This is a genomic window from Staphylococcus sp. IVB6240, assembly GCF_025558425.1.
Classification (GTDB): domain Bacteria; phylum Bacillota; class Bacilli; order Staphylococcales; family Staphylococcaceae; genus Staphylococcus.
In genome coordinates this window covers 1,941,265-1,962,818 of record NZ_CP094718.1, presented here as the reverse complement: position 1 = coordinate 1,962,818, position 21,554 = coordinate 1,941,265, and the positions used below count along the sequence as shown (strand labels likewise).

16 protein-coding genes are annotated in these 21,554 nt (G+C 37.8%); 13 read left to right on the top strand and 3 right to left on the bottom strand.

Annotated elements, in window-relative coordinates; translation table 11 throughout:
- The first annotated feature begins 152 nt into the window (after positions 1–152).
- The 9 genes from MUA88_RS09830 (at position 153) to MUA88_RS09790 (ending at position 12,719) form a co-directional block, all read left to right on the top strand.
- Complete coding sequence (locus MUA88_RS09830) at positions 153–2,435, top strand: 5'-nucleotidase C-terminal domain-containing protein (protein WP_276580968.1); 2,283 nt, start codon at positions 153–155, stop codon at positions 2,433–2,435.
- A gap of 250 nt (positions 2,436–2,685) precedes the next feature.
- A complete protein-coding gene (locus tag MUA88_RS09825; RefSeq protein ID WP_262605492.1) occupies positions 2,686–6,357 on the top strand; it encodes a nitrate reductase subunit alpha in 3,672 nt (1,223 codons plus the stop codon).
- Positions 6,347–7,903 (top strand): nitrate reductase subunit beta, encoded by a 1,557-nt coding sequence (narH, locus tag MUA88_RS09820; RefSeq protein WP_262603973.1) that lies wholly within the window; start codon positions 6,347–6,349, stop codon positions 7,901–7,903. Before MUA88_RS09825 ends, narH begins: the two co-directional genes overlap by 11 nt.
- On the top strand, positions 7,896–8,471 hold the full coding sequence (narJ, locus tag MUA88_RS09815) for a nitrate reductase molybdenum cofactor assembly chaperone (RefSeq protein WP_262603972.1): 576 nt from the start codon (positions 7,896–7,898) through the stop codon (positions 8,469–8,471). The genes narH and narJ overlap by 8 nt, the downstream gene beginning before the upstream one ends.
- Positions 8,464–9,141, top strand: coding sequence for a respiratory nitrate reductase subunit gamma (gene narI / locus MUA88_RS09810; protein WP_262603971.1), 678 nt, complete (start codon positions 8,464–8,466; stop codon positions 9,139–9,141). The genes narJ and narI overlap by 8 nt, the downstream gene beginning before the upstream one ends.
- 15 nt (positions 9,142–9,156) lie before the next feature.
- The gene (gene nreA / locus MUA88_RS09805) at positions 9,157–9,621 is read left to right on the top strand and encodes a nitrate respiration regulation accessory nitrate sensor NreA (protein WP_262603970.1); all 465 of its coding nucleotides are present in this window, start codon (positions 9,157–9,159) and stop codon (positions 9,619–9,621) included.
- Entirely contained in the window at positions 9,618–10,667 is a 1,050-nt protein-coding gene (locus MUA88_RS09800; protein WP_262605491.1) for a sensor histidine kinase, read from the top strand. Before nreA ends, MUA88_RS09800 begins: the two co-directional genes overlap by 4 nt.
- An 11-nt stretch (positions 10,668–10,678) precedes the next feature.
- On the top strand, positions 10,679–11,329 hold the full coding sequence (gene nreC / locus MUA88_RS09795; protein ID WP_262605490.1) for a nitrate respiration regulation response regulator NreC: 651 nt from the start codon (positions 10,679–10,681) through the stop codon (positions 11,327–11,329).
- Positions 11,330–11,552: 223 nt separating this feature from the next.
- Positions 11,553–12,719 carry a nitrate/nitrite transporter gene (locus MUA88_RS09790; RefSeq protein ID WP_262603968.1) on the top strand — a complete coding sequence of 389 codons (1,167 nt, stop codon included), beginning with the start codon at positions 11,553–11,555 and terminating at the stop codon, positions 12,717–12,719.
- Positions 12,720–12,774: 55 nt separating this feature from the next.
- Here MUA88_RS09790 and MUA88_RS09785 read toward each other — a convergent pair whose 3' ends face one another.
- Positions 12,775–14,394, bottom strand: coding sequence for a M20/M25/M40 family metallo-hydrolase (locus MUA88_RS09785; protein WP_262605489.1), 1,620 nt, complete (start codon positions 14,392–14,394; stop codon positions 12,775–12,777).
- A gap of 165 nt (positions 14,395–14,559) precedes the next feature.
- Here MUA88_RS09785 and MUA88_RS09780 point away from each other — a divergent pair, with 165 nt between their 5' ends.
- The 3 genes from MUA88_RS09780 to MUA88_RS09770 all read left to right on the top strand — a co-directional run bounded on the left by MUA88_RS09780 (position 14,560) and on the right by MUA88_RS09770 (position 17,181).
- On the top strand, positions 14,560–14,916 hold the full coding sequence (locus MUA88_RS09780) for a DUF3139 domain-containing protein (RefSeq protein WP_262603966.1): 357 nt from the start codon (positions 14,560–14,562) through the stop codon (positions 14,914–14,916).
- Between the two features lie 138 nt (positions 14,917–15,054).
- Complete coding sequence (locus MUA88_RS09775) at positions 15,055–16,128, top strand: M42 family metallopeptidase (protein ID WP_262603965.1); 1,074 nt, start codon at positions 15,055–15,057, stop codon at positions 16,126–16,128.
- A gap of 150 nt (positions 16,129–16,278) precedes the next feature.
- Positions 16,279–17,181, top strand: coding sequence for an EamA family transporter (locus tag MUA88_RS09770; protein WP_262605488.1), 903 nt, complete (start codon positions 16,279–16,281; stop codon positions 17,179–17,181).
- A gap of 72 nt (positions 17,182–17,253) precedes the next feature.
- Here the strand turns inward: MUA88_RS09770 and MUA88_RS09765 are convergent, their stop codons facing one another.
- Positions 17,254–17,613 (bottom strand): DUF4889 domain-containing protein, encoded by a 360-nt coding sequence (locus MUA88_RS09765; RefSeq protein ID WP_262603963.1) that lies wholly within the window; start codon positions 17,611–17,613, stop codon positions 17,254–17,256.
- A gap of 253 nt (positions 17,614–17,866) precedes the next feature.
- Between MUA88_RS09765 and MUA88_RS09760 the strand changes: the two genes are divergently transcribed.
- Positions 17,867–19,069 carry a CynX/NimT family MFS transporter gene (locus MUA88_RS09760; RefSeq protein ID WP_262605487.1) on the top strand — a complete coding sequence of 401 codons (1,203 nt, stop codon included), beginning with the start codon at positions 17,867–17,869 and terminating at the stop codon, positions 19,067–19,069.
- Between the two features lie 260 nt (positions 19,070–19,329).
- On the opposite strand, the gene MUA88_RS09755 is transcribed toward MUA88_RS09760, so the two are convergent.
- Positions 19,330–21,444, bottom strand: coding sequence for a helix-turn-helix domain-containing protein (locus MUA88_RS09755; RefSeq protein ID WP_262605486.1), 2,115 nt, complete (start codon positions 21,442–21,444; stop codon positions 19,330–19,332).
- Positions 21,445–21,554 lie beyond the last annotated feature (110 nt).

The window sequence follows — 21,554 nt, the reverse complement described above, 5'->3', positions numbered from 1 at the left end:
ATGAATTGACAAATTCTCTCGCTGTGCGATGTTTTTTTGTAACGCTTACAATTTTTGGAATTTGTTAATAAAATTATTAGAAAATTAATAAAATACTTAATTTGTTTGTGCTACGATAGAGGTGTAAGTCTCAATTAAAAAGGAGGGTCCAAATGAAGCAAACAGTTTTTCGATGGATCGCAGCATTTACGTTGATCCTAGGTTTTTGCGGTATTTTCACACTGAATACGGTTCATGCAGAAACAACAGGTGTGACAGATTCTGAATCGAACCAAGCAGTCGAAATGGTTGGGGATACAGCAGAGAATGTAACACCAACAGTTGATGATCAATCCACATCCACTGACGTGACGAATGGTGACATGTCTAATCATGATGCTGTGACAGAGCAACAGGATCAAGCTGTGGAGGATGTTGCGACGACAGATGCACAACCTGAAGCGGTCGTTGAATCGACAGCTAAGAATGAACAGCAACAGGCAATGCAAGAATCAGTAGCGAATCAAGATGCTGATAAACAGCAAGCAGCACAACCAAAGACACATACGATCTTACATACGAACGATATTCATGGCCGTATGATTGAAGAGAATGACCGTGTCATTGGAATGGCAAAGTTGAAAACACTGAAGGAACAGCAACAACCCGACTTAATGGTGGATGCAGGTGATGCATTCCAAGGATTGCCAGTTTCTAACTTGTCAAAAGGCGAAGAAATGGCGAAAGCGATGAATAAAGTGGGTTATGATGCAATGGCGGTTGGAAATCATGAGTTTGACTTTGGATATGACCAACTGAAGAAGTTAGAAGGTATTTTGAACTTCCCATTATTGAGTGCCAATGTTTACAAAGATGGCAATTTAGCGTTTAAGCCTTCAACCGTCGTGAATAAAAACGGTTTGAATTACGGGATTATTGGCGTGACAACACCTGAAACTGCGACAAAAACGAGTCCAGAGGGGATTGTCTGTGTATCATTTTCAGATTCACTGGAAGCGGTAAAACGTGAAATGACAAAGTTGAATGATCAAGTAGATGCTTTCTTAGTACTATCACATTTAGGTATTGATCCATCGACACAACAAAAGATACGTGGTGATTACTTAACAGAACAATTAAGTGCGATGAAAGAATTCAAACATCCAATGATTGTGATTGATGGTCATTCGCATACGGTATTGGAACAGGGCCAAACATTTGGTAAAGATGCATTAGCGCAAACTGGAACAGCTTTAGCAAATGTAGGTAAAGTGACATTTGATGTTGAAAAGGGTCAATTAAGCAACGTGAAAGCGACATTGATCAATGTGAAAGATGTAGCAGATGTAACACCGAATGCTGCATTGAAGGCGCAGTTAGATAAAGCAAATGCTGAATATTTAGAAGCGACTTCTGAAGTGATTATTCCAAATAATAAGGTAGATTTCAAAGGTGAACGTGATGATGTGCGTACACAAGAAACGAACCTAGGTAATGCAGTAGCAGATGCAATGGAAGCATATGGTCAGCACGGTTTCAGTACACCATCAGACTTCGCTGTGACAAATTCAGGTGGTATTCGTGCCTCTATCGCACCAGGTACAGTGAAATTGAGTGATATCATTACAGTATTGCCATTTGGTAACACAATTGCTCAAATCAAAGTGACAGGTGACAATGTATTAAAAGCATTTGAACATAGCTTGAGCGCACCAACACAAACGGTTGACGGTAAAACACAATTTACAGCCAATGGTGGTTTATTGCAGATTTCGAATAGTGTTCGTGTTTACTACGATATCAACAAAGAACCTGGACAACGTGTAAATGAAGTACAAGTGTTAAATAAAAAGACAGGTCAATATGAACCACTTGATTTAAAATGCGTGTACAACGTGGCAACGAACGACTTTACAGCATCAGGTGGCGATGGTTTTGATATGTTTGGTGGCCCACGTGAAGAAGGTGTATCACTAGATAAGGTTATGGCAGATTACTTAAAAACAGCTGACTTATTACAATATGATACAACGGAACCACAACGTATGATTATGGGACAACCGGATGCAACACCAACACAACCTGGAACGGTTAAACCAAGTGATTCAACACAAGCATCTAAACCAACAATACCAGGTAAAGTAGTACCATTCCCAACGCCATCGAAACAACCGGCTGCTACGGGGGAAAATGGTAACGTTGCTGTTGGAAACAATGGTGACAACATGATGAAAACATCAACAGAAACAATGATGACATCAACTAAGTCAGCTGAGTTATCACATCAGAATGTAGTACCAATGACAGGACAATCTGTAGAGATGCAAAATATGGCACAAAGTCATCATGAAGACATGTTACCTCACACAGGTAATACTTCAGGAGGAACACTTGCATTTGGATACTTATGTATCGGTGCAGGCTTGTATATGATGAGACGTAAACAAGCAATGTAATATCAATTTCAACAACAAATAATAAATGGACAGTACTTCTTGAAGAGAGGTTGCTGTCCATTTTCACAATTCAAGCGCAAAGTGAGAAACATTATCAACTAGGCGTAGCAAGGGATACAAGAGTTTGTGAAAAAATAAACAACTAGGGAAAACAGAAATAGAAATAGGTAATTCCCTAGTATCGTGAAAAAAATAGCAAAGGTACAATGGACATAATAAGGAAAGCCTATGTCTATTGAGGAGGATGAATATGGCAAAATTTGGATTAAACTTTTTTAAGCCGACTGAAAAGTTCAATGGTAATTGGTCAGTTTTGGAACACAAAAGCCGTGAATGGGAAAAGATGTACAGAGAAAGATGGAGTCATGACAAAGTCGTACGTACAACACATGGTGTTAACTGTACGGGATCATGCTCATGGAAAGTGTTTGTAAAGAATGGTGTCATCACTTGGGAGAACCAACAAATTGACTATCCAAGTTGTGGACCAGATATGCCAGAATTCGAACCTCGTGGCTGTCCACGTGGTGCGTCGTTCTCATGGTATGAATACAGCCCACTACGTATTAAATATCCATACGTAAGAGGTAAATTATGGGAACTATGGAAACAAGCATTAAGTGAACATGAAGATCCGATTAAAGCATGGGCGTCTATCGTTGAAGATGAGAAGAAAACACGTATTTATAAATCAGCACGTGGTAAAGGTGGCCATGTGCGTGCAAACTGGAGAGACGTAGCGCAACTTATTTCAGCACAATTAATCTACACAATTAAGAAAGATGGTCCAGACCGTATCGCAGGATTCACACCAATTCCAGCGATGTCTATGATCAGTTATGCAGCTGGTGCACGTTTCATCTCATTACTTGGTGGAGAAATGTTAAGTTTCTACGACTGGTATGCGGATTTACCACCAGCATCTCCACAAATCTGGGGTGAACAAACAGACGTACCAGAATCAAGTGACTGGTATAATGCAGCATACATTATGATGTGGGGTTCTAACGTACCATTAACACGTACACCAGATGCCCACTTCATGACAGAAGTTCGTTATAAAGGTGCAAAAGTTGTTTCAGTAGCACCTGACTATGCAGAAAACGTTAAGTTTGCGGATAACTGGTTAGCGCCAAACCCTGGTACTGACGCAGCGATCGCACAAGCTATGACACACGTTATCATGCAAGAATTCTATGAAGATGAACCATCTGAAATGTTCATCAACTATGCAAAACAATATTCAGATATGCCTTTCGTGATTCGTTTGGATAAAGATGCGAATGGCTACAAAGCTGGTCGTTTCTTACGTTCAAGTGACTTCGGTAGCACTTCTGAAAACAGTGAATGGAAACCAGTCGTATTCGATACGTTAACAGATACAATTCAAGTGCCAAACGGTACAATGGGTCAACGTTGGGAAGAAGGCAAGCAATGGAACCTTAAGTTAGAAAATGAACAAGGTGAAAAAATCGATCCAGCTATGACAGTAGCAACAGGTGAATATGCGCTTGCAACAATTCAATTCCCTTACTTCGACAATGCAGGTAACGGTGTATTCGAACGTCCAATTCCAGTGCGTAAAATGACATTGGCAAATGGAGAAGAAACACTTGTTACAACAATTTATGACTTAATGGCATCACAATATGGTGTGAAACGTTTCGGTCATGAATTAGAAGCTAAAGGCTTTGAAGATGCAGCATCATTCTACACACCTGCATGGCAAGAAAAAGTAACAGGCGTAAAAGCAGACGTTGTAACACAAGTTGCACGTGAATTTGCTCAAAACGCAATTGATACAGGCGGCCGCTCAATGATCATCATGGGTGCAGGTATCAACCACTGGTTTAACTCTGATACGATTTATCGTGCAATCCTTAACCTTGTTGTGTTATGTGGTTGTCAAGGTGTTAACGGTGGTGGTTGGGCTCACTACGTTGGACAAGAAAAATGTCGTCCAATTGAAGGTTGGAGCACAATTGCATTCGCGAAAGACTGGCAAGGTCCACCGCGTTTACAAAACGGTACAAGCTGGTTCTACTTCGCAACAGATCAATGGAAATATGAAGAATCTGGCGTAGATCGTCTTGCATCACCACTTGCAGAAAACATCAAGTTACAACACCCTGCAGACTACAATGTTCTTGCAGCGCGTAACGGATGGTTATCATCATACCCACAATTCGATCGCAACAGCTTATTATGGGGTGAAGAAGCACGTGACGCAGGTGAATTTACAAACGAAGCGATCTTGGCTCGTGCGTTAGAAGACGTGAAATCACGTAAGACGAAATTTGCGGTTGAAAACCCAGGTTTACGTAAAAACCATCCGAAATCATTATTCGTATGGCGTTCAAACTTAATCTCAAGTTCAGCTAAAGGTCAAGAGTACTTCATGAAACACTTATTAGGTACGAAGTCTGCATTAATGGCTGAACCGAACGAAAGAGAAAAACCAGAAGAAATCGAATGGAGCGAAGACACAGTTGGTAAGTTAGACTTACTTGTTTCTTTAGACTTCCGTATGACTGCAACACCATTGTACTCAGACGTTGTCTTACCAGCTGCAACTTGGTATGAAAAGCATGACATTTCATCAACTGACATGCACCCATTCATTCACCCATTCAATCCAGCGATCGATCCATTATGGGAATCACGTTCTGACTGGGATATCTTCAAGACATTGAGTAAAACATTCTCAGATATGTCACGTATCCACTTAACAGGAACATACAAAGACGTTGTGACAGCACCATTAGCGCATGACTCTAAACAAGAAATCTCATTATCATATGGTGAAATTAAAGACTGGACAAAAGGTGAAGTTGAACCAATCCCAGGTAAAACAATGCCAGGATTTGCTGTTGTAGATCGTACTTACACAGACGTACATGACAAGTTCATCTCAGTAGGACCATTACTAGAGAACGGTAAAGTTGGTGCACATGGTGTCAGCTTCTCAGTTAAAGAAGAATACGATGAGTTACGCAGCATGGTTGGTAAATGGGAAGACGATACAGTTAAGAACGACAAACCTCGTATCGATACTGCGCGTAAAGTAGCAGACGTTATCTTAAACGTATCATCTGCATCAAATGGTCGCGTATCACAAAAATCATACGAAGATCTCGAACAACAAACAGGTATGGAATTGAAAGATATTTCTGCAGAACGTGCATCAGAAAAGATTACGTTCTTGAATATCACATCACAACCACGTGAAGTTATTCCAACTGCAGTGTTCCCAGGCTCTAACAAACAAGGTCGTCGTTACTCACCATTCACAACAAACATCGAACGTCTCGTGCCATTTAGAACATTGACAGGTCGTCAAAGTTACTACATTGACCATGAGGTATTCCAACAGTTCGGTGAAGCATTACCAGTATACAAACCAACATTACCGCCAATGGTATTTGGTACGAAAGATAAAGAAGTAAAAGGTGGCGTTGATGCACTTGTATTACGCTACTTAACACCACACGGTAAGTGGAACATCCACTCAACATATCAAGATAACCAACATATGTTGACATTATTCCGTGGTGGTCCAACAGTTTGGATCTCAAACGAAGATGCAGCACAACATGGCATTGATGACAACGACTGGTTAGAAGTTTATAACCGAAATGGTGTTGTAACAGCACGTGCGGTTGTATCACACCGTATGCCACGCGGCACAATGTTCATGTACCATGCACAAGATAAGCATATTCAAACACCAGGATCTGAAATTTCTGGTACACGTGGTGGTTCACACAACGCACCAACACGTATCCACCTAAAACCGACACAATTAATGGGTGGTTATGCACAAATTAGTTATTCATTTAACTATTACGGACCAATCGGAAACCAACGTGACATATACGTTGCCGTTAGAAAAATGAAAGAGGTGGATTGGCTTGAAGATTAAAGCACAAGTAGCAATGGTATTAAACTTAGATAAATGTATCGGATGTCATACATGTAGTGTGACATGTAAGAGCACATGGACAAACCGCCCAGGTGCAGAATATATGTGGTTCAACAACGTAGAAACAAAACCAGGTATTGGTTATCCAAAACGTTGGGAAGACCAAGAGCACTATAAAGGTGGTTGGACACTTAACAAGAACGGTAAGTTAGAATTGAAATCAGGGACTCGTATTAACAAAATCGCCCTTGGTAAAATTTTCTACAACCCAAATATGCCAGTGATCAAAGATTACTATGAGCCATGGACATACAACTATGAGCACTTAACAAATGCGAAAGACTCAGAACACACACCTGTTGCGAAAGCACACTCAGTAATGACAGGTGAACGTATGGACATCGACTGGGGTCCAAACTGGGAAGATGACTTAGCTGGTGGTCACATCACTGGTCCTCAAGACCCTAACATCCAAAAAATCGAAGAAGAAATCAAATTCAACTTCGACCAAACATTCATGATGTACTTACCACGTTTATGTGAACACTGCTTGAACCCAAGCTGTGTGGCATCATGTCCATCAGGTGCAATGTACAAACGTGATGAAGACGGTATCGTACTTGTTGACCAAGACGCATGTCGTGGATGGCGCTACTGTATGACTGGTTGCCCATACAAAAAAGTTTACTTCAACTGGAAAACAAACAAAGCTGAAAAATGTACTTTCTGTTTCCCACGTGTTGAAGCTGGTCTACCAACAGTATGTTCTGAAACATGTACTGGTCGTATGCGTTACTTAGGTGTATTACTTTATGACGCTGACCGTGTACAAGAAGCAGCATCAACTGAAAACGAACAAGACTTATACGAAAAACAATTAGAATTATTCTTAAACCCATTTGATGAAGCTGTTATCGAACAAGCTGAAAAAGATGGTATTGCGCAAGAGTGGATTGAAGCAGCACAAAACTCACCAATCTACAAATTGGCAATCGAATACAAATTGGCATTCCCATTACACCCAGAATATCGTACAATGCCAATGGTTTGGTACTGCCCACCACTTAGCCCAATCATGAACTACTTTGAAGGTAAAAACTCTGCGAACAACCCAGACGCAATCTTCCCGGCAATCGAAGAAATGCGTTTACCAGTTCAATACTTAGCAGAGTTATTCACAGCAGGCGATACAACAGCTGTGAAAGGATCATTACAACGTATGGCAATGATGAGAAGTTACATGCGTGCTGAAAACACAGGTCGTGAGTTCGATATGTCTCGCTTAGAACGTGTTGGCTTAACTGAACGTCAAGCGAAAGATATGTATCGTTTACTTGCAATCGCAAAACACGAAGATCGTTTCGTAATTCCAACATCTCATAAAGAACAATACATGGACACTTACGCAGCTCAAGGTGGACAAGGTTACGGTGGTGAATACTTCGGTGCAAACTGTGACGGTTGTGGCGTACCTGTAGGTGCAAGCGACAAGTCAGGTCAAGAAATCTACAACGAAAGTTTCTATGGAGGGATTTTCCGTGATTAATCTTGAAATGCTGAAATATTATAAAGACACATTAGGATTTATGAGTCAGCAATTAAGTTTCCCGGAGAAGTTAACATTCCACCCAAAAACATTTGAAGACGTCTTTAATGAAGAACATCCAGCGTATACGCATGTTATGAAATATCGTGAATTAATGTATGAAAAAAGCTTGTCAGAAATTCAATCACTGTACACGGATACATTTGACTTTAATGAAAAAACAACGCTCTATATGACATTCAACAAGTTTGAAACACAAAAAGAGCGTGGTCAAATGTTGGCAAAACTCAAGGTCTTATACGAAATGTTTGGCCTTGAGATGCCATCTAATGAACTTTCAGATTATTTGCCACTAATATTAGAATTTTTATACGCGGCAAATATTGATGGAGATAGTCGTGCACAAGAAAACATGCAACTGCTTGTGATGATTATTGAGGATGGCACATATCCAATCATGAAAACATTAGAAGAACAAGGAAATCCATACAGTCATTTAATTCGTGGTCTACGTGAAACATTGAAGCGCTGTATAGTAAAAGACGATGAGGTGAAGCATCATGTTTAATCAATTTTTATGGGTTATCTTCCCATACCTTTGCCTTGCCATCTTTGTAATTGGTCACATTGCACGTTATAAGTTTGATCAGTTTTCATGGACGGCAAAGTCGAGTGAATTTATCGAAAAGAAGCAGCTTAAGTGGGGTAGTCTTTTGTTCCACTTAGGGATTATTCCAGTATTCTTTGGTCATGTTGTTGGGCTATTAATTCCAGCACATTGGCTAGAAAGTGTTGGCGTTAACAATCATCTATACCACATTGGTGCTGTTTATATCGGTAGTATTTTTGGTATAATCACGTTGATAGGTATGTTCCTATTAACAGCAAGACGTGTGACGAAACAAAACGTTCGCCGTCTAAGTTCAGCATCAGATATTTTTGTAAACTTTCTATTATTAACGATTGTCTTTGTTGGTTGTTACGCAACATTAGTTACAAATGCAACAGTACCAGACTTTGATTACCGTCAAACAATCTCAATCTGGTTCAGAGGGTTATTTATGCTTAGCCCAGATGCAAGCTTAATGGTTGATGTACCACTTGCATTCAAATTACACGTATTACTTGGCTTTTCTATTATGGCATGTTGGCCTTTCACACGACTTGTTCACGTGTGGAGTGTTCCGTTGACATATGCAAGCCGTAGTTATATCATTTATCGTAAACACAAAAATTAATATGGAGTGATGACCGTGAACCAGATTGATTTTTCACAACATGATTATCAAGATGAGTTAGACAGATTACGTCACAAATATCAATTTGACTTTGCCGGAATCGCACTACCTACTGAAGATCATGTTGGCACAAAAATCAAATGGAGATACGTGTCAGGTAACTTGAACGAAAGATATCAACGCATCGAATTGCGCTATGGCCGAGGTGTTGCCGGTAACGTTATGAAAACGGGCAAACCAATGATGATTCATGATGCAAATGACGAACAGATTCAAGTTGCACTGTTCAATTATCCTATCTTGATAAGCGAACAACTCACTTCAATGATTGCAATACCGCTTTGGCACAATCATCGTGTCAAAGGGGTGTTGTTATTTGGTCAACGTGATAATGTTCCACTCCCAAAAGTCGTGAGAAATGTCTCAGAGATTAACGGGATTGGTGGCTTAACAAGCGAGGATAGAGTGGTGCGATCATGATAAAACAACAAAACAATACAAAAGAACTTTCATCTTTTTTAAGCGCTTATTATCATCAAACATCAGAAATGATCATTTTTATAGATGGTGAGGGAAAAGTAATCTATATGAATGAAGCGGCTGAACGTGTGATATCACCAGAGAATGACTTAAGTGGGGTATCTAATACGATTTGTGGTCGTTGTGAAGGATATACGAATGAACATGCATTACGGACATGTTATAACTGTTTCCTTAAATCTGAAGACTTAGGGAACACAGCTTTCCAAGTGTTTATGAAGACGACTGACAACAAGGTAGAGCCGTTCACTGCAACGTATCAAACCATTGATGAAGAGAATGATATTAAAGCCTTCACATTACAAAATGTGACGCCACAGATTCAACGACAAGAAAAATTATACCAACGTAACATGATTCAAAAGACAATCGCAGCACAAGAGAATGAACGCAAACGTATCTCACGTGAATTGCATGACGGTGTCGTGCAAGAGCTCATCAACGTGAGTGTCGAGTTGCGTCTTTTGAAGTATCAACAAGAAATGGGTTCTTTACTCGATGGTGCGAAAAACATCGAGGGCTTAATGACTAAGCTGATTGATGATATTCGTAACTTATCTTTAGAGCTCAGACCCTCTTCATTAGACGATCTTGGATTGGATGCGGCATTCAAGTCTTATTTTAAACAGCTTGAATTAAACTATGGATTGGTTGTGAACTATCAATTTGATATGATGCCACAACGTTTTGATAGTGAAATAGAAACAGTCGTGTATCGTGTCGTACAAGAAGCTGTATTTAATGCCATGAAATATGCTGGTGTGGATTCAGTGGATGTATTCGTTAGAAGAACCGAAGACACGTTATACGCAGAAGTATCCGATCAAGGACAAGGTTTTGAACCAAGTGATTCGCCAAAAGGTTCAGGACTTGGATTGTATGGCATGAATGAACGTGCTGAACTGGTTAATGGGCACCTAGATATTGAAACACAAAAAGGTAAAGGTACGATTGTGTCACTTGATGTACCAATTAACCAAAAGTGAGGGGAACAAGCATGAAAATCGTAATTGCAGATGATCACGCGGTAGTACGTACAGGCTTTTCGATGATTTTAAATTTCCAAGAAGATATGGAAGTTGTCGGAACTGCTGCAGATGGGGTTGAAGCGTACCAAAAAGTCATGGAACATGAGCCAGACGTACTTATCATGGATTTGAGCATGCCACCGGGTGAGTCTGGATTGATTGCAACAAGTAAGATACTCGATAGTTTTCCAAATACAAAGATATTAATTCTCACGATGTTTGATGATGAAGAATATCTATTTCATGTCTTAAGAAATGGTGCGAGTGGTTATATTTTAAAAAATGCACCAGATGAGCAACTTTTATTAGCAATTAGAACTGTATATAAAGGTCAAACTTATATTGATCCTAAAATGACAACATCATTGGTGAAAGAGTTTGTACAGTCTTCAAATGATGATGCTTACTCCAATGATCCATTTAAGATACTTTCTAAGCGAGAACTTGAAATTTTACCATTGATTGCGAAAGGGTATGGTAATAAGGATATTGCTGAAAAACTTTTTGTATCTGTTAAAACGGTAGAAGCGCATAAGACACGTATTATGGATAAACTCGATTTAAAATCGAAACCAGAACTTGTTGAATATGCATTGAAGAAGAAACTGCTTGATTTTTAAGCGTCATATAAAGCAATTTTGTCTGTGGTTACACAAACGAGATTGCTTTTTTATTTGTGTCATTTTTGTGTTAGGGGATACCCCGTTAAGAGTATAGGGGAAGTCCTTATGTTATACATTTCACAATAACGGTACACTGAGAGTGAACAAGCGTATCTAAAGCAAAAAGCAGCAAAACTCTTTTTGATACAAGAGATATATTAAAGAAAAAGGTGAGTCAATTATGGATAAGTCAAAAGCTGGTTTGCAGTTAGGGCTTCAAACGCTCAGCTTAGTTGCTGGGTTCATGGCATGGACAATCATTGCGCCATTAATGCCATTTATTTCCCAGGACATTGAAATAACAAGTGGTCAATTATCAATTATCTTAGCCATCCCTGTTATTTTAGGTTCTGTATTACGTGTACCATTCGGTTATTTAACAAATATCGTGGGTGCCAAATGGGTATTCTTTACAAGTTTCGTTGTATTATTAGTCCCAATTTTCTTATTAAGCCAAGCGTCAACGCCAGGTAACTTAATGTTTGCTGGTTTCTTCCTAGGTGTAGGGGGCGCGATCTTCTCAGTAGGTGTTACATCAATTCCTAAATACTTCGCTAAAGACAAAGTCGGTCTTGCAAATGGTATTTACGGTATGGGTAACTTAGGTACAGCGGTGTCAGCATTCTTAGCACCACCAATTGCAGGTATTATCGGTTGGCAAAACACAGTAATGAGCTATTTAGCAGTGATGGTTGTATTTGCATTGATTATGTTCTTCTTAGGTGACGGAAATGAGCCTAAAGTAAAAGTACCTTTAGTAGAACAATCACGTATTTTATTGAAAAACTACAAATTGTACTATTTAAGCTTCTGGTACTTCATCACATTCGGTGCATTCGTAGCATTCGGTCTTTTCTTACCGAACTTCTTAGTAGAACATTTCGGTGTAGACAAAGTAGACGCAGGTATTCGTACAGGTGTATTCATCGCTATCGCAACATTACTTCGTCCAATCGGTGGTATGTTAGGAGATAAATTTGATGCGGTTACAATGTTAAAAGCATTCTTCACAATCATGATTGTGGGCGCCTTAATCATTGGTTTATCAGATGGTATCTTCTTATTCACAGTTGGATGTTTAACAGTCAGTGTTTGTGCCGGTATCGGTAATGGTCTTATCTTCAAACTTGTACCACACTACTTCTCAAAAGAAGCAGGTGTTGCAAATGGTATCGTGTCAATGATGGGTGGTCTTGGCGGATTCTTCCCACCACTTGTTATTTCAGCAGTATCATCAATGACAGGCAGCAGCAACTTAGCATTTATCTTACTTGCTATTTTCGGTGTTGTAGCATTATTAACAATGTTCAACTTATCTAAACGCGAAAAAACAGCAGGTGTTCAATAATAATTAAGAAGCACCGTATTTAACAGATTTTGTTAAATACGGTGCTTTTTTCAATTTATGAATTTAAAAAGTGTTTTTGAATAATTGTTGATAAAACAATCGGCAATTCTTCAAATGCACTTTGTTGATGAATGCGTTCTGTGACTTTATGAGCGTCTTTACCAATAGGACCACAATTTAACAAGGGTGCTTGAATTTTTTCAATAGACTGGAATGGAATAGAATACGTTTTATTGAAGACCGGTGTATTCTCTTCATATGATTCAAATCCTGCCCCATTTGGTGATGGTGCGACATAACTTAAATCACTAATTCCGTTGAAGTAGTGGATGCGTTTAGATGCACGTTCAAACTGTGTGCGTAAAGTTGTATCAATCGTTTCGCTAATTGCTTCAGTTAATGGATGATACGATGTGTTTGTCGCTGGATAATAAGGGGGTGCAAAGAACGTCACGACAGTTGGTCCTAACTCACGACATAAGTTCATCATCGCATCTACAATCGCAATTGATTGTAAATGTGGCTCTGTTTCAGTCGCAATCTGTGTATCAATGAGTTGGTCCACCGTTTCTTGTCCATATTGCTGAACAGCGTATTGTAACAAGTCGTGATATGTCATCAGTTGTATATTCAATGATTCAACATCTGTATCAGCAATGCGTTGTTGATACTCTGAAATGGCTTTATTCATTCCTTGCTTAACAGCTTCATTGAATTGTTCAAAGAGTTCATTCGCATGCCGTTTGAATAAGAACATATTGAAAAGCCCAACAGAACGGAAAGGTGTCTGAACATCATAGTGTTGCTTAATATCTGTCACACGCAGACTCACTGGTAATGGTGTTTCCTCTATTTCAAATTGTTCTTTAAAGCGTGCGTGGTATTCTATTTCTTGTTGAATATAACTCAATATAAAGTTAGAGCTTAGACCATTTGCAGATGTCCCCACGTGTGTTTCGCGTCCATAAACGAGGACACTTGGCATGATTTTACCGATAGAACCTGTGTAATGATAATGATTGGTATCATGATGTGCTTGTTGGAATGTTGGTTCACTGTTTAAATGTAAGGCAATGGATAAGTCATGTTGTGTACATAGCTCATCCAAATATGCAACAGCTGCATGCATACCTTTAGATGTCACTTCTTCATCAGGTACTGTCATCAAGATAAGATTGACATCCCATTCTTCTAATATCGCTTGTTCAATGAGTGACATATGGAGCATGAGGCCTGGTTTCATATCCATAGCGCCTCTGCCAAATAGATATTGGCCAGATAATAGGTCTTCCTTACTCATATCATCTAAGTAGCGCATGTCTTCTTGGAAAGTTTTAGTAAGTTGATCCATGTCAAAAGCATATTTTTGATATGGGCCATAGTCGTCGATACCGACTGTGTCAAAGTGACTAATTAAAGTGACTGTTTGCGTAGCCTTTGCAGAATGGTATCGTGCAATTACTGCATGGCGATCGTCAACAGTAGGGACTTGATGTATGTATTCTGGATGCTGTTGAAAATAGGGAAGAGACATCAGCAAATCTTGAACAAAATCTGGAAAAGTAGTTTCTCCTTTTGAATGTGTCACACTTGAATGTGCAACAAGTTGTTTCAATAAAGCTGAGCGTCCCTCGGGTGTTTGCCAATTTGCGTCTATAATAAAATCTCCCTTCATAAAAAGTGCCGGCAGTTCTATTGTAAGGGTTTTCTTATTGGATATTCAAACTTTTTTTGAAAAGGTTGCTTTCTGACGATTATGTGACGGGGTGTATGGTTTATGATGAGAAATAGACGAATTGTGATAAGATATATCATATAGACTATTTGGGAGGCGCGTTATATGGCGAAAAAAATTCTAGGCTTTATACTAGCTGCAATCGTACTGTTCATTTTAGTAGGTGCAGGATTTTTTGGATATAAAGGATATCAAAAGAGCCAGAACTTAAAGCTTATCGACCAATATTTAACAGAACAACACTTGGATAAGAAGGTTATTAAAGAAAAAGAAGAGTATGATCCACGTAAAGGTATTTTTTATAAAGAACTGACATTAGAAGGGGACACAAAAAATACGTATATTGCCCAGCCGATTCATTTAAAACGTGGCCTGTTCTTACAAGGATTTAACACTGAAACGAAAAAGCATGATAAAAAAGCAAAATATAATTTCTTTGATGAAAATTACAAAATGAAGTAAATAAAAAATCTTGGCAGAGTAATGTTTTAGATACATTTCTTTGCTAAGATTTTTATTTTATAAACAAAGAATATACAAAATATTGTGTCTTTTGGTATGATGGTGAATAGAAAGAGAATAAAGGTGAGTGTATATACTATGTCAGAAACAAAAAAATTATTAAAACACTTAACAGATTTGGATGGCATTGCAGGACATGAGTATGATGTGAAAAAAGCCATGAAAGAATTACTTGAGCCAAATAGTGATGAAATGATTTATGATAATCTAGGTGGTGTGTTTGGGAAGAAGGCTTCTCAAAAGGGGAAACGCACGCTAATGATCGCAGGACACTTAGATGAAATTGGTTTCATCGTTACTAAAATTGATGATGACGGTTTTATTAAGTTCACGCCAATTGGTGGATGGTGGAATCAAGTAATGCTGTCACAAAAAGTAACGATTACAACAGAAGAAGGTAAAAAAATCCGAGGCATCATCGGTTCAAAACCACCGCATGTTCTTGAAAGTGATGAACGTCAAAAGCCTGTAGATATTAAGAAAATGTTTATCGATATTGGGGTACGTAGTAAAGAAGAAGTAGAAGCGGCAGGTATCGATATTGGGGATATGATTACACCATATTCAGAGTTTGAAACATTGTTAAATGACGATTATATGACAGCGAAAGCATTCGATAACCGTTATGGTTGCGCATTAGCTGTGGATGTTTTACGCGCATTAAAAGATGAATCTGTAGATATTCATGTCGTTTCAGGTGCGAATGTACAAGAAGAGGTTGGTTTACGTGGTGCACAAGTTGCAGCACATAAAATCAAGCCAGACCTCGCCATTGCTGTGGATGTCGGTGTTGCATATGATACGCCAGGTATGACGAATGATGGCGATACAAAATTGGGCGATGGACCACTCGTTATCAATATGGATGCAAGTAACATTGGACATGTTGGTATGATTCGCCATATTAAAAAAGTAGCGAAAGAAAAAGGTATTGAACTACAATGGGATTCCTTACCAGGTGGCGGAACAGATGCTGGTAGTATTCATAAATCATTAGATGGTATTCCATCTATCGCATTATCAGTACCGCTTCGTTACATGCACTCTAACGTGTCTGTAATGAGTCAATCTGACTATGAACAAGCTGTAAAACTTGTTGTTGAATTCGTAAAATCATTAAATGATGATGTTGTAGATAACATTATTTGGTAATACATGATATTCGATAAAAACCTTGCTGATATGCTGTGTAAGTATAGCGCAGTAAGGTTTTTTCTATGGCTACACATCAAAACAGGGATTGCGACGGATAAAAGAAACATGTTAGATTAGGAGAAATAGTGTTGAATAAGGGGAAGTCATATGACACAACAACATGAAAAACGCTGGATTGGATATTTAATCGTCATCATCGGGGCCTCATTTTGGGGGATTGGTGGTACCGTTTCTCAATGGTTGTTTCAACACGCCAATCTTGAAGTCTCGTGGTTTGTGGCAGTACGGCTTACCATTTCTGGATTACTCTTAATTATCATCGCCTTTATGACACAAGGCGTTAAAGTTTTCGTCATATGGTGGGATAAACGTGCAGCAATACAGATGATTATCTATGGTATTTTTGGGATGCTTGCTGTACAGTTTACATTTATGTCGTCAATTAGTCATGGTAACGCAGCTGTTGCGACATTACTACAATATTTAGGGCCTATTTTTATTATTTTTTATTTAGTCATGACGAAAGTCACAAAATTTGGAGTAAAAGAGGCATTAGCGATATTATTGGCATTATCAGGAACATATTTACTCCTGACAAATGGTCATATCGAGAACTTACAAGTGCCTAAACTTGCCATTATTTGGGGGCTTTTATCAGCGTTAGTACTCGCTTTTTATACTGTCTATCCAGTACGACTTTTAGCGCGTTGGGGATCATTGAATGTCGTTGGATGGGGCATGTTCATTGGCGTTATTGCATTAAGCTTTGTACATCCGCCATGGCAAGTTGCATTATCTGATTGGACGCTGCAAACACATCTACTCTTTTGGTTTGCGATCATTTTTGGAACAATGCTTGCGTTCTGGTTTTATATTGACAGTTTACATTATTTATTCCCACACGAAGCGGGTCTATTAGGCACGATTGAACCATTGACTGCGCTCCTCACTTCAGTTGTTTGGCTGAATGTTTCTTTTGGAGCATGGCAATTATTAGGTATCGTTTTTATTATTTTAATGGTTGTTGTTCTCTCAGTGGTAAAAAAATAGTGATTCCTACATAAGTATATATAAATAAACAAGCGCCGATTGACGTATCAGCGCTTGTTTATTTATGTAAAATTAGTGATGATGTGAATGTGAATCCATGTGCATATCATGAATCTTCATCATAAGACCATGTGGAATATCATCATGTTCAACAACTTCTTGTTTTACGAATTCATGATCGCTTCCTTTTTTAGCAATCAACTTAACGAAGTCGCCTTTTTGTGGTTTGAACTGATCGTCAGTTTCTAAAGTGACATTTTCTTCGACTTCATTATTTGAGGCATTGACGATTTTTTCAGCTGTTGTATCATCCATCATGTAGCCGTAGTATGTTTCTTTTTGAGTAGACATCATAATTGCAATGACAATGCCAGCTGTGATCACTAACATCGCAACAATAATGACGATACCAAGTGTTTGTTTTTGTTTCATCTTGTATTGACTCCTTTATGTAAGATAGACCTATTGTATCGAAAGAAAACGGATACAGAAAGTGATAACTTACAATTCTATTGTGACAAAATTGTGAAGTTGCGTATTTTTAATGTGTATTTTATAGGGAATTCCCTTTAATCAAGTACGATACTGATAATGTGTTGGTAACGATTTAATTTTGGTGATTATCAACAAAATTCTTGTTTAATTATGATAAGATTAACATAAATCATAGTAGGAGGATTTATGAATGACTAACCAATTGAAAGGGAAACGTATCCAAGACCAATGGCTGGTTGTTATTGGAATTGTCTTAATAGCAGGCACACTTAGAGCACCTTTGACAGCTGTTGGTCCTATTCTCAATCAAATTAAAGAGGATTTACATATTAACAATGGTATTGCAGGTCTGATTACAACGATACCATTAATTATATTTGGAATTGTTTCACCAATTGTATCAAAGGTGTTAACACGATTTTCAATGTCACATGTATTATTTTATGCGATATTACTTTTGATCGTAGGTTTGGTGGTACGTGTGAGCGGAGGCATCCTTTCTTTCTTTATTGGTACAGTTATTATAGGAATTGCAATTGCTTTTAGTAATGTGACATTGCCGGCATACGGTAAATGGCGTTTCCCATTACAGATTGGTCTGATTACTGGCATTTACAGTGTGACCATTAATTTCAGTGCTGGTTTAGGTGGAGGACTAAGTTATCCATTTTCAACAATGACGCCATTATCTTATCGTTTTTCATTGGTATTTTGGGGATTAATAGCGATATGTGCGATTTTAGTATGGTTGCCACAATTGAGAAAAACGAATGACAGTATAGACGATGTTGATATGGACACAGAAGGCGATCAAAAGGCTCTTAAAATTTATCGTTCTAAATTAGCATGGGCCGTTGCACTTTTAATGGCATTTCAATCCATGATGTTTTTTAGTATGGTGACATGGTATCCATCGATTTTGGTTAGTAAAGGGATTGCACCAGAATCAGCAGGATATTTTTTAATGCTTAATCAGTTTGCACAGTTGCCGATGACTTTTACATTTCCTATCATAGCAGCCAAAATGCAAAGTCAACGCAATCTTGTTTTTATCATTGTTGGATTAATGGGAGCTGGATTTAGTCTTTTATTCACAGAGAGCTACTGGTTATTAATTCTTGCAATGATTTTAACAGGTATGGGAATTGGGGCATGTTTTAGCTTATGTATGACGCTGTTCTCAATCCGTACAAAAACGACACGTGTCAGCATGGCACTCTCAGGATTTGGCCAATCAGTTGGTTATTGGGTAGCAGCCATTGGACCATTTTTAATCGGTGTTGTATACGATATGATGCATACATGGTCAATTGTGATTGTCCTATTATTAATGATGAATGCCATGGTATTAATAGTTGGATCGTATGCCACAAAAAATGAATATATAGGTTAAAAGAAGATGTAAAAGAAGCGTTCAGGAGTTGAACAGAACTAGAACAGCGAACAAAATTGATTTCCAAATTTTGGAGAGCTGTGAAGTTCTGATGAAAGCCCTGCTTCTGAAACACGGACAAAAAAGAAGATGTGAAAGAAGTTTTTAGAATTCGAGCAGAATCAGAGCAATGAGAGAAAAACGCTTCATATATAGAAAGCCAGACTAAGTCAATGGAGACATTTAGTCTGGCTTTTATCGTTCATGTTTTTTAATAGTATTCAAATCATTTGTTGACACTTTGTTGCTTGAGATTTATAAATCTTAATAAGTTTTACTTGATGACGTGTCAAATTAATATGAAGTACTTTGTTGTAAAAGTCATGAACCGCAATATGTGGTTGTAACTGAAAAGCTTGATGTGCATGCTTTATATCTTGTAGAGGTAAGTAATACGTTTCTACTTCTTGCGTAATACCACGCGTTACATTGGAAAATCTATCATCATACGTATAAGTAACAACGAGCTGATGTGTTAATATATCTGATGCAGTAATTTGATAATGTTGTTGGTAAGAGCTGCCATTATTCCCAAATACATATGGGTTTGCTAGAAGCATGAAATAAGCTTCGTCTGTTTCATGAAGTAAGTAGTGTGCTTGTTCAATATTAAGTTTTCCAGCAAAACATTGATAGAGTTGATACATATAGCTATATGGTAAATGATGGCCATGTGAATTAAAATAGGCAATTGGTTGCTGTCTTGTTGAAATGAGTGGGATACTAATACCTAAAATATTCGTAGGGAATTGTAATAGTAATGCCAAAAATTGATTTGGAGATGACATCATATCTGACGGCCATATATGATTTAAATTTTGACTTGATACACCAGTCAAAACAAAGGGTATATCACAATCACTGAAAGGTAGTTTCAATGTACTTAACATATGATCAAAACCTACCTTCTTTTTGTGTGCTGACATAGATGGTATTAAGGTATCAAATGGAACACAACAAAAATCCACTTGTATATCATGATTTTTAAATGATTCTAAAAATGGCTGATTCATAGTGTCAACAGGTGACGACAATTGTATGGCAAACTGACAATGTGACAGATACTTATGAATCCGTTGTTGGATGAATTTGATTTCATGAACATTAAAAGATTGTGATGTAAAGACGATTGATAATTTCAGGTCTTCTGGCTCTATGATCGATGGATAAGCAGTCATAATTCGGATTAATGGTTGCAAAAATAATTTATCAAATGTCTCAAAATCCATCATATTATTAAGACAGAATGCAAAATGACAATGGTTTGTCTTAATTAAGTGACAAAAATGATTCAAGTCACTTGTAGCTGTAAATTTCATATTTTCAGTAGACAATGTTTGGAAAAATAATGTCATATGCATTGATACCAACGTGCGATTTGTTTGATGGGCAACTTGCTTTACCGTGTCATAAATATGACAATTAGAAATTTCAAGGAATAGATGTCTTTTAGGTGTGTAAGAAGGCTGCTGAAAGTCATTGATATCAATTGAAATATTTATAGATGTTTTTACAGTACTTTCTTGATTAAGGTATTCATTAAAATAGTCACGGTCATAAGGATGAATCAAAACAATATTGTTAGGTTGTTCAGGTTGATTGCGATAATCTGCTGGGCTGACACCAAGATACATCTTGAATAATTTAGAGTAGCTGCTGTAATTAGAAAAACCGTGCTGTACAGCAATATTTTGAATGGTATCTGTTGTTGTCATGAGTGGTCTTAATGACAAACCAAGTCTCAAAGTAGTAGAAAACATCTTAAAACTAAAATCTAAATATTTCGTAAATAAAACTGAAATATATGACTGTGATACAAAGAAATTGTCACTCAAAATTTTAAGAGAGATACGATGGTCCAAATAATCATAGGTATACTGTAAAATATCTGTAAGTAAACGATTAGAGATATTGATTGCAGGTAAGTAATGCGATGTGGTTGTAACAAATGCTTCATCATAAAGTAATTTCAAAATATCATATATTAAAATGATATTTTGTTTTTTTGATTGATGATAGACCATACTTTTTAGCAAGGTAACAACATGCTCATGAGATGTGAAGGAATCTTGATTGAAATAACCTAAGTAATAATCAGCGGTATGTTTTGAGAAAAAGTGCATAGGAATACAAATTTTGATGAGTGCTTGTGCATGACAAATTTTAATCATATCTAAGTTATTCGCGATCAAGATATGATTATAATATTGCTTTTTTGTACCATTTAATTGTGCTTCAAGGACACCATCTAATGATACGAATAGTTGCACTTCATCAAGTAGACGGTAGGTTTCAGATTGATATTGTGTCAATAATTCAATGGTAATGCCTCGCATAGTTTCCCTCATCCATTCTAAATAGATGTAATAAATATTTTTCATTATATAGTTGTATAATAGCCGGTCTCAATGCGTTAGAGAGAACAGTGTATATTTGTCATAAATTA

Coding starts and splice junctions, on each gene's coding strand:
- MUA88_RS09830 (WP_276580968.1), top strand. CDS start 153: ATGAAGCAAACAGTTTTTCGATGGATCGCAGCATTTACGTTGATCCTA.
- MUA88_RS09825 (WP_262605492.1), top strand. CDS start 2,686: ATGGCAAAATTTGGATTAAACTTTTTTAAGCCGACTGAAAAGTTCAAT.
- narI (WP_262603971.1), top strand. CDS start 8,464: ATGTTTAATCAATTTTTATGGGTTATCTTCCCATACCTTTGCCTTGCC.
- MUA88_RS09800 (WP_262605491.1), top strand. CDS start 9,618: ATGATAAAACAACAAAACAATACAAAAGAACTTTCATCTTTTTTAAGC.
- nreC (WP_262605490.1), top strand. CDS start 10,679: ATGAAAATCGTAATTGCAGATGATCACGCGGTAGTACGTACAGGCTTT.
- MUA88_RS09790 (WP_262603968.1), top strand. CDS start 11,553: ATGGATAAGTCAAAAGCTGGTTTGCAGTTAGGGCTTCAAACGCTCAGC.
- MUA88_RS09785 (WP_262605489.1), bottom strand. CDS start 14,394: ATGAAGGGAGATTTTATTATAGACGCAAATTGGCAAACACCCGAGGGA.
- MUA88_RS09780 (WP_262603966.1), top strand. CDS start 14,560: ATGGCGAAAAAAATTCTAGGCTTTATACTAGCTGCAATCGTACTGTTC.
- MUA88_RS09775 (WP_262603965.1), top strand. CDS start 15,055: ATGTCAGAAACAAAAAAATTATTAAAACACTTAACAGATTTGGATGGC.
- MUA88_RS09770 (WP_262605488.1), top strand. CDS start 16,279: ATGACACAACAACATGAAAAACGCTGGATTGGATATTTAATCGTCATC.
- MUA88_RS09765 (WP_262603963.1), bottom strand. CDS start 17,613: ATGAAACAAAAACAAACACTTGGTATCGTCATTATTGTTGCGATGTTA.
- MUA88_RS09760 (WP_262605487.1), top strand. CDS start 17,867: ATGACTAACCAATTGAAAGGGAAACGTATCCAAGACCAATGGCTGGTT.
- MUA88_RS09755 (WP_262605486.1), bottom strand. CDS start 21,444: ATGCGAGGCATTACCATTGAATTATTGACACAATATCAATCTGAAACC.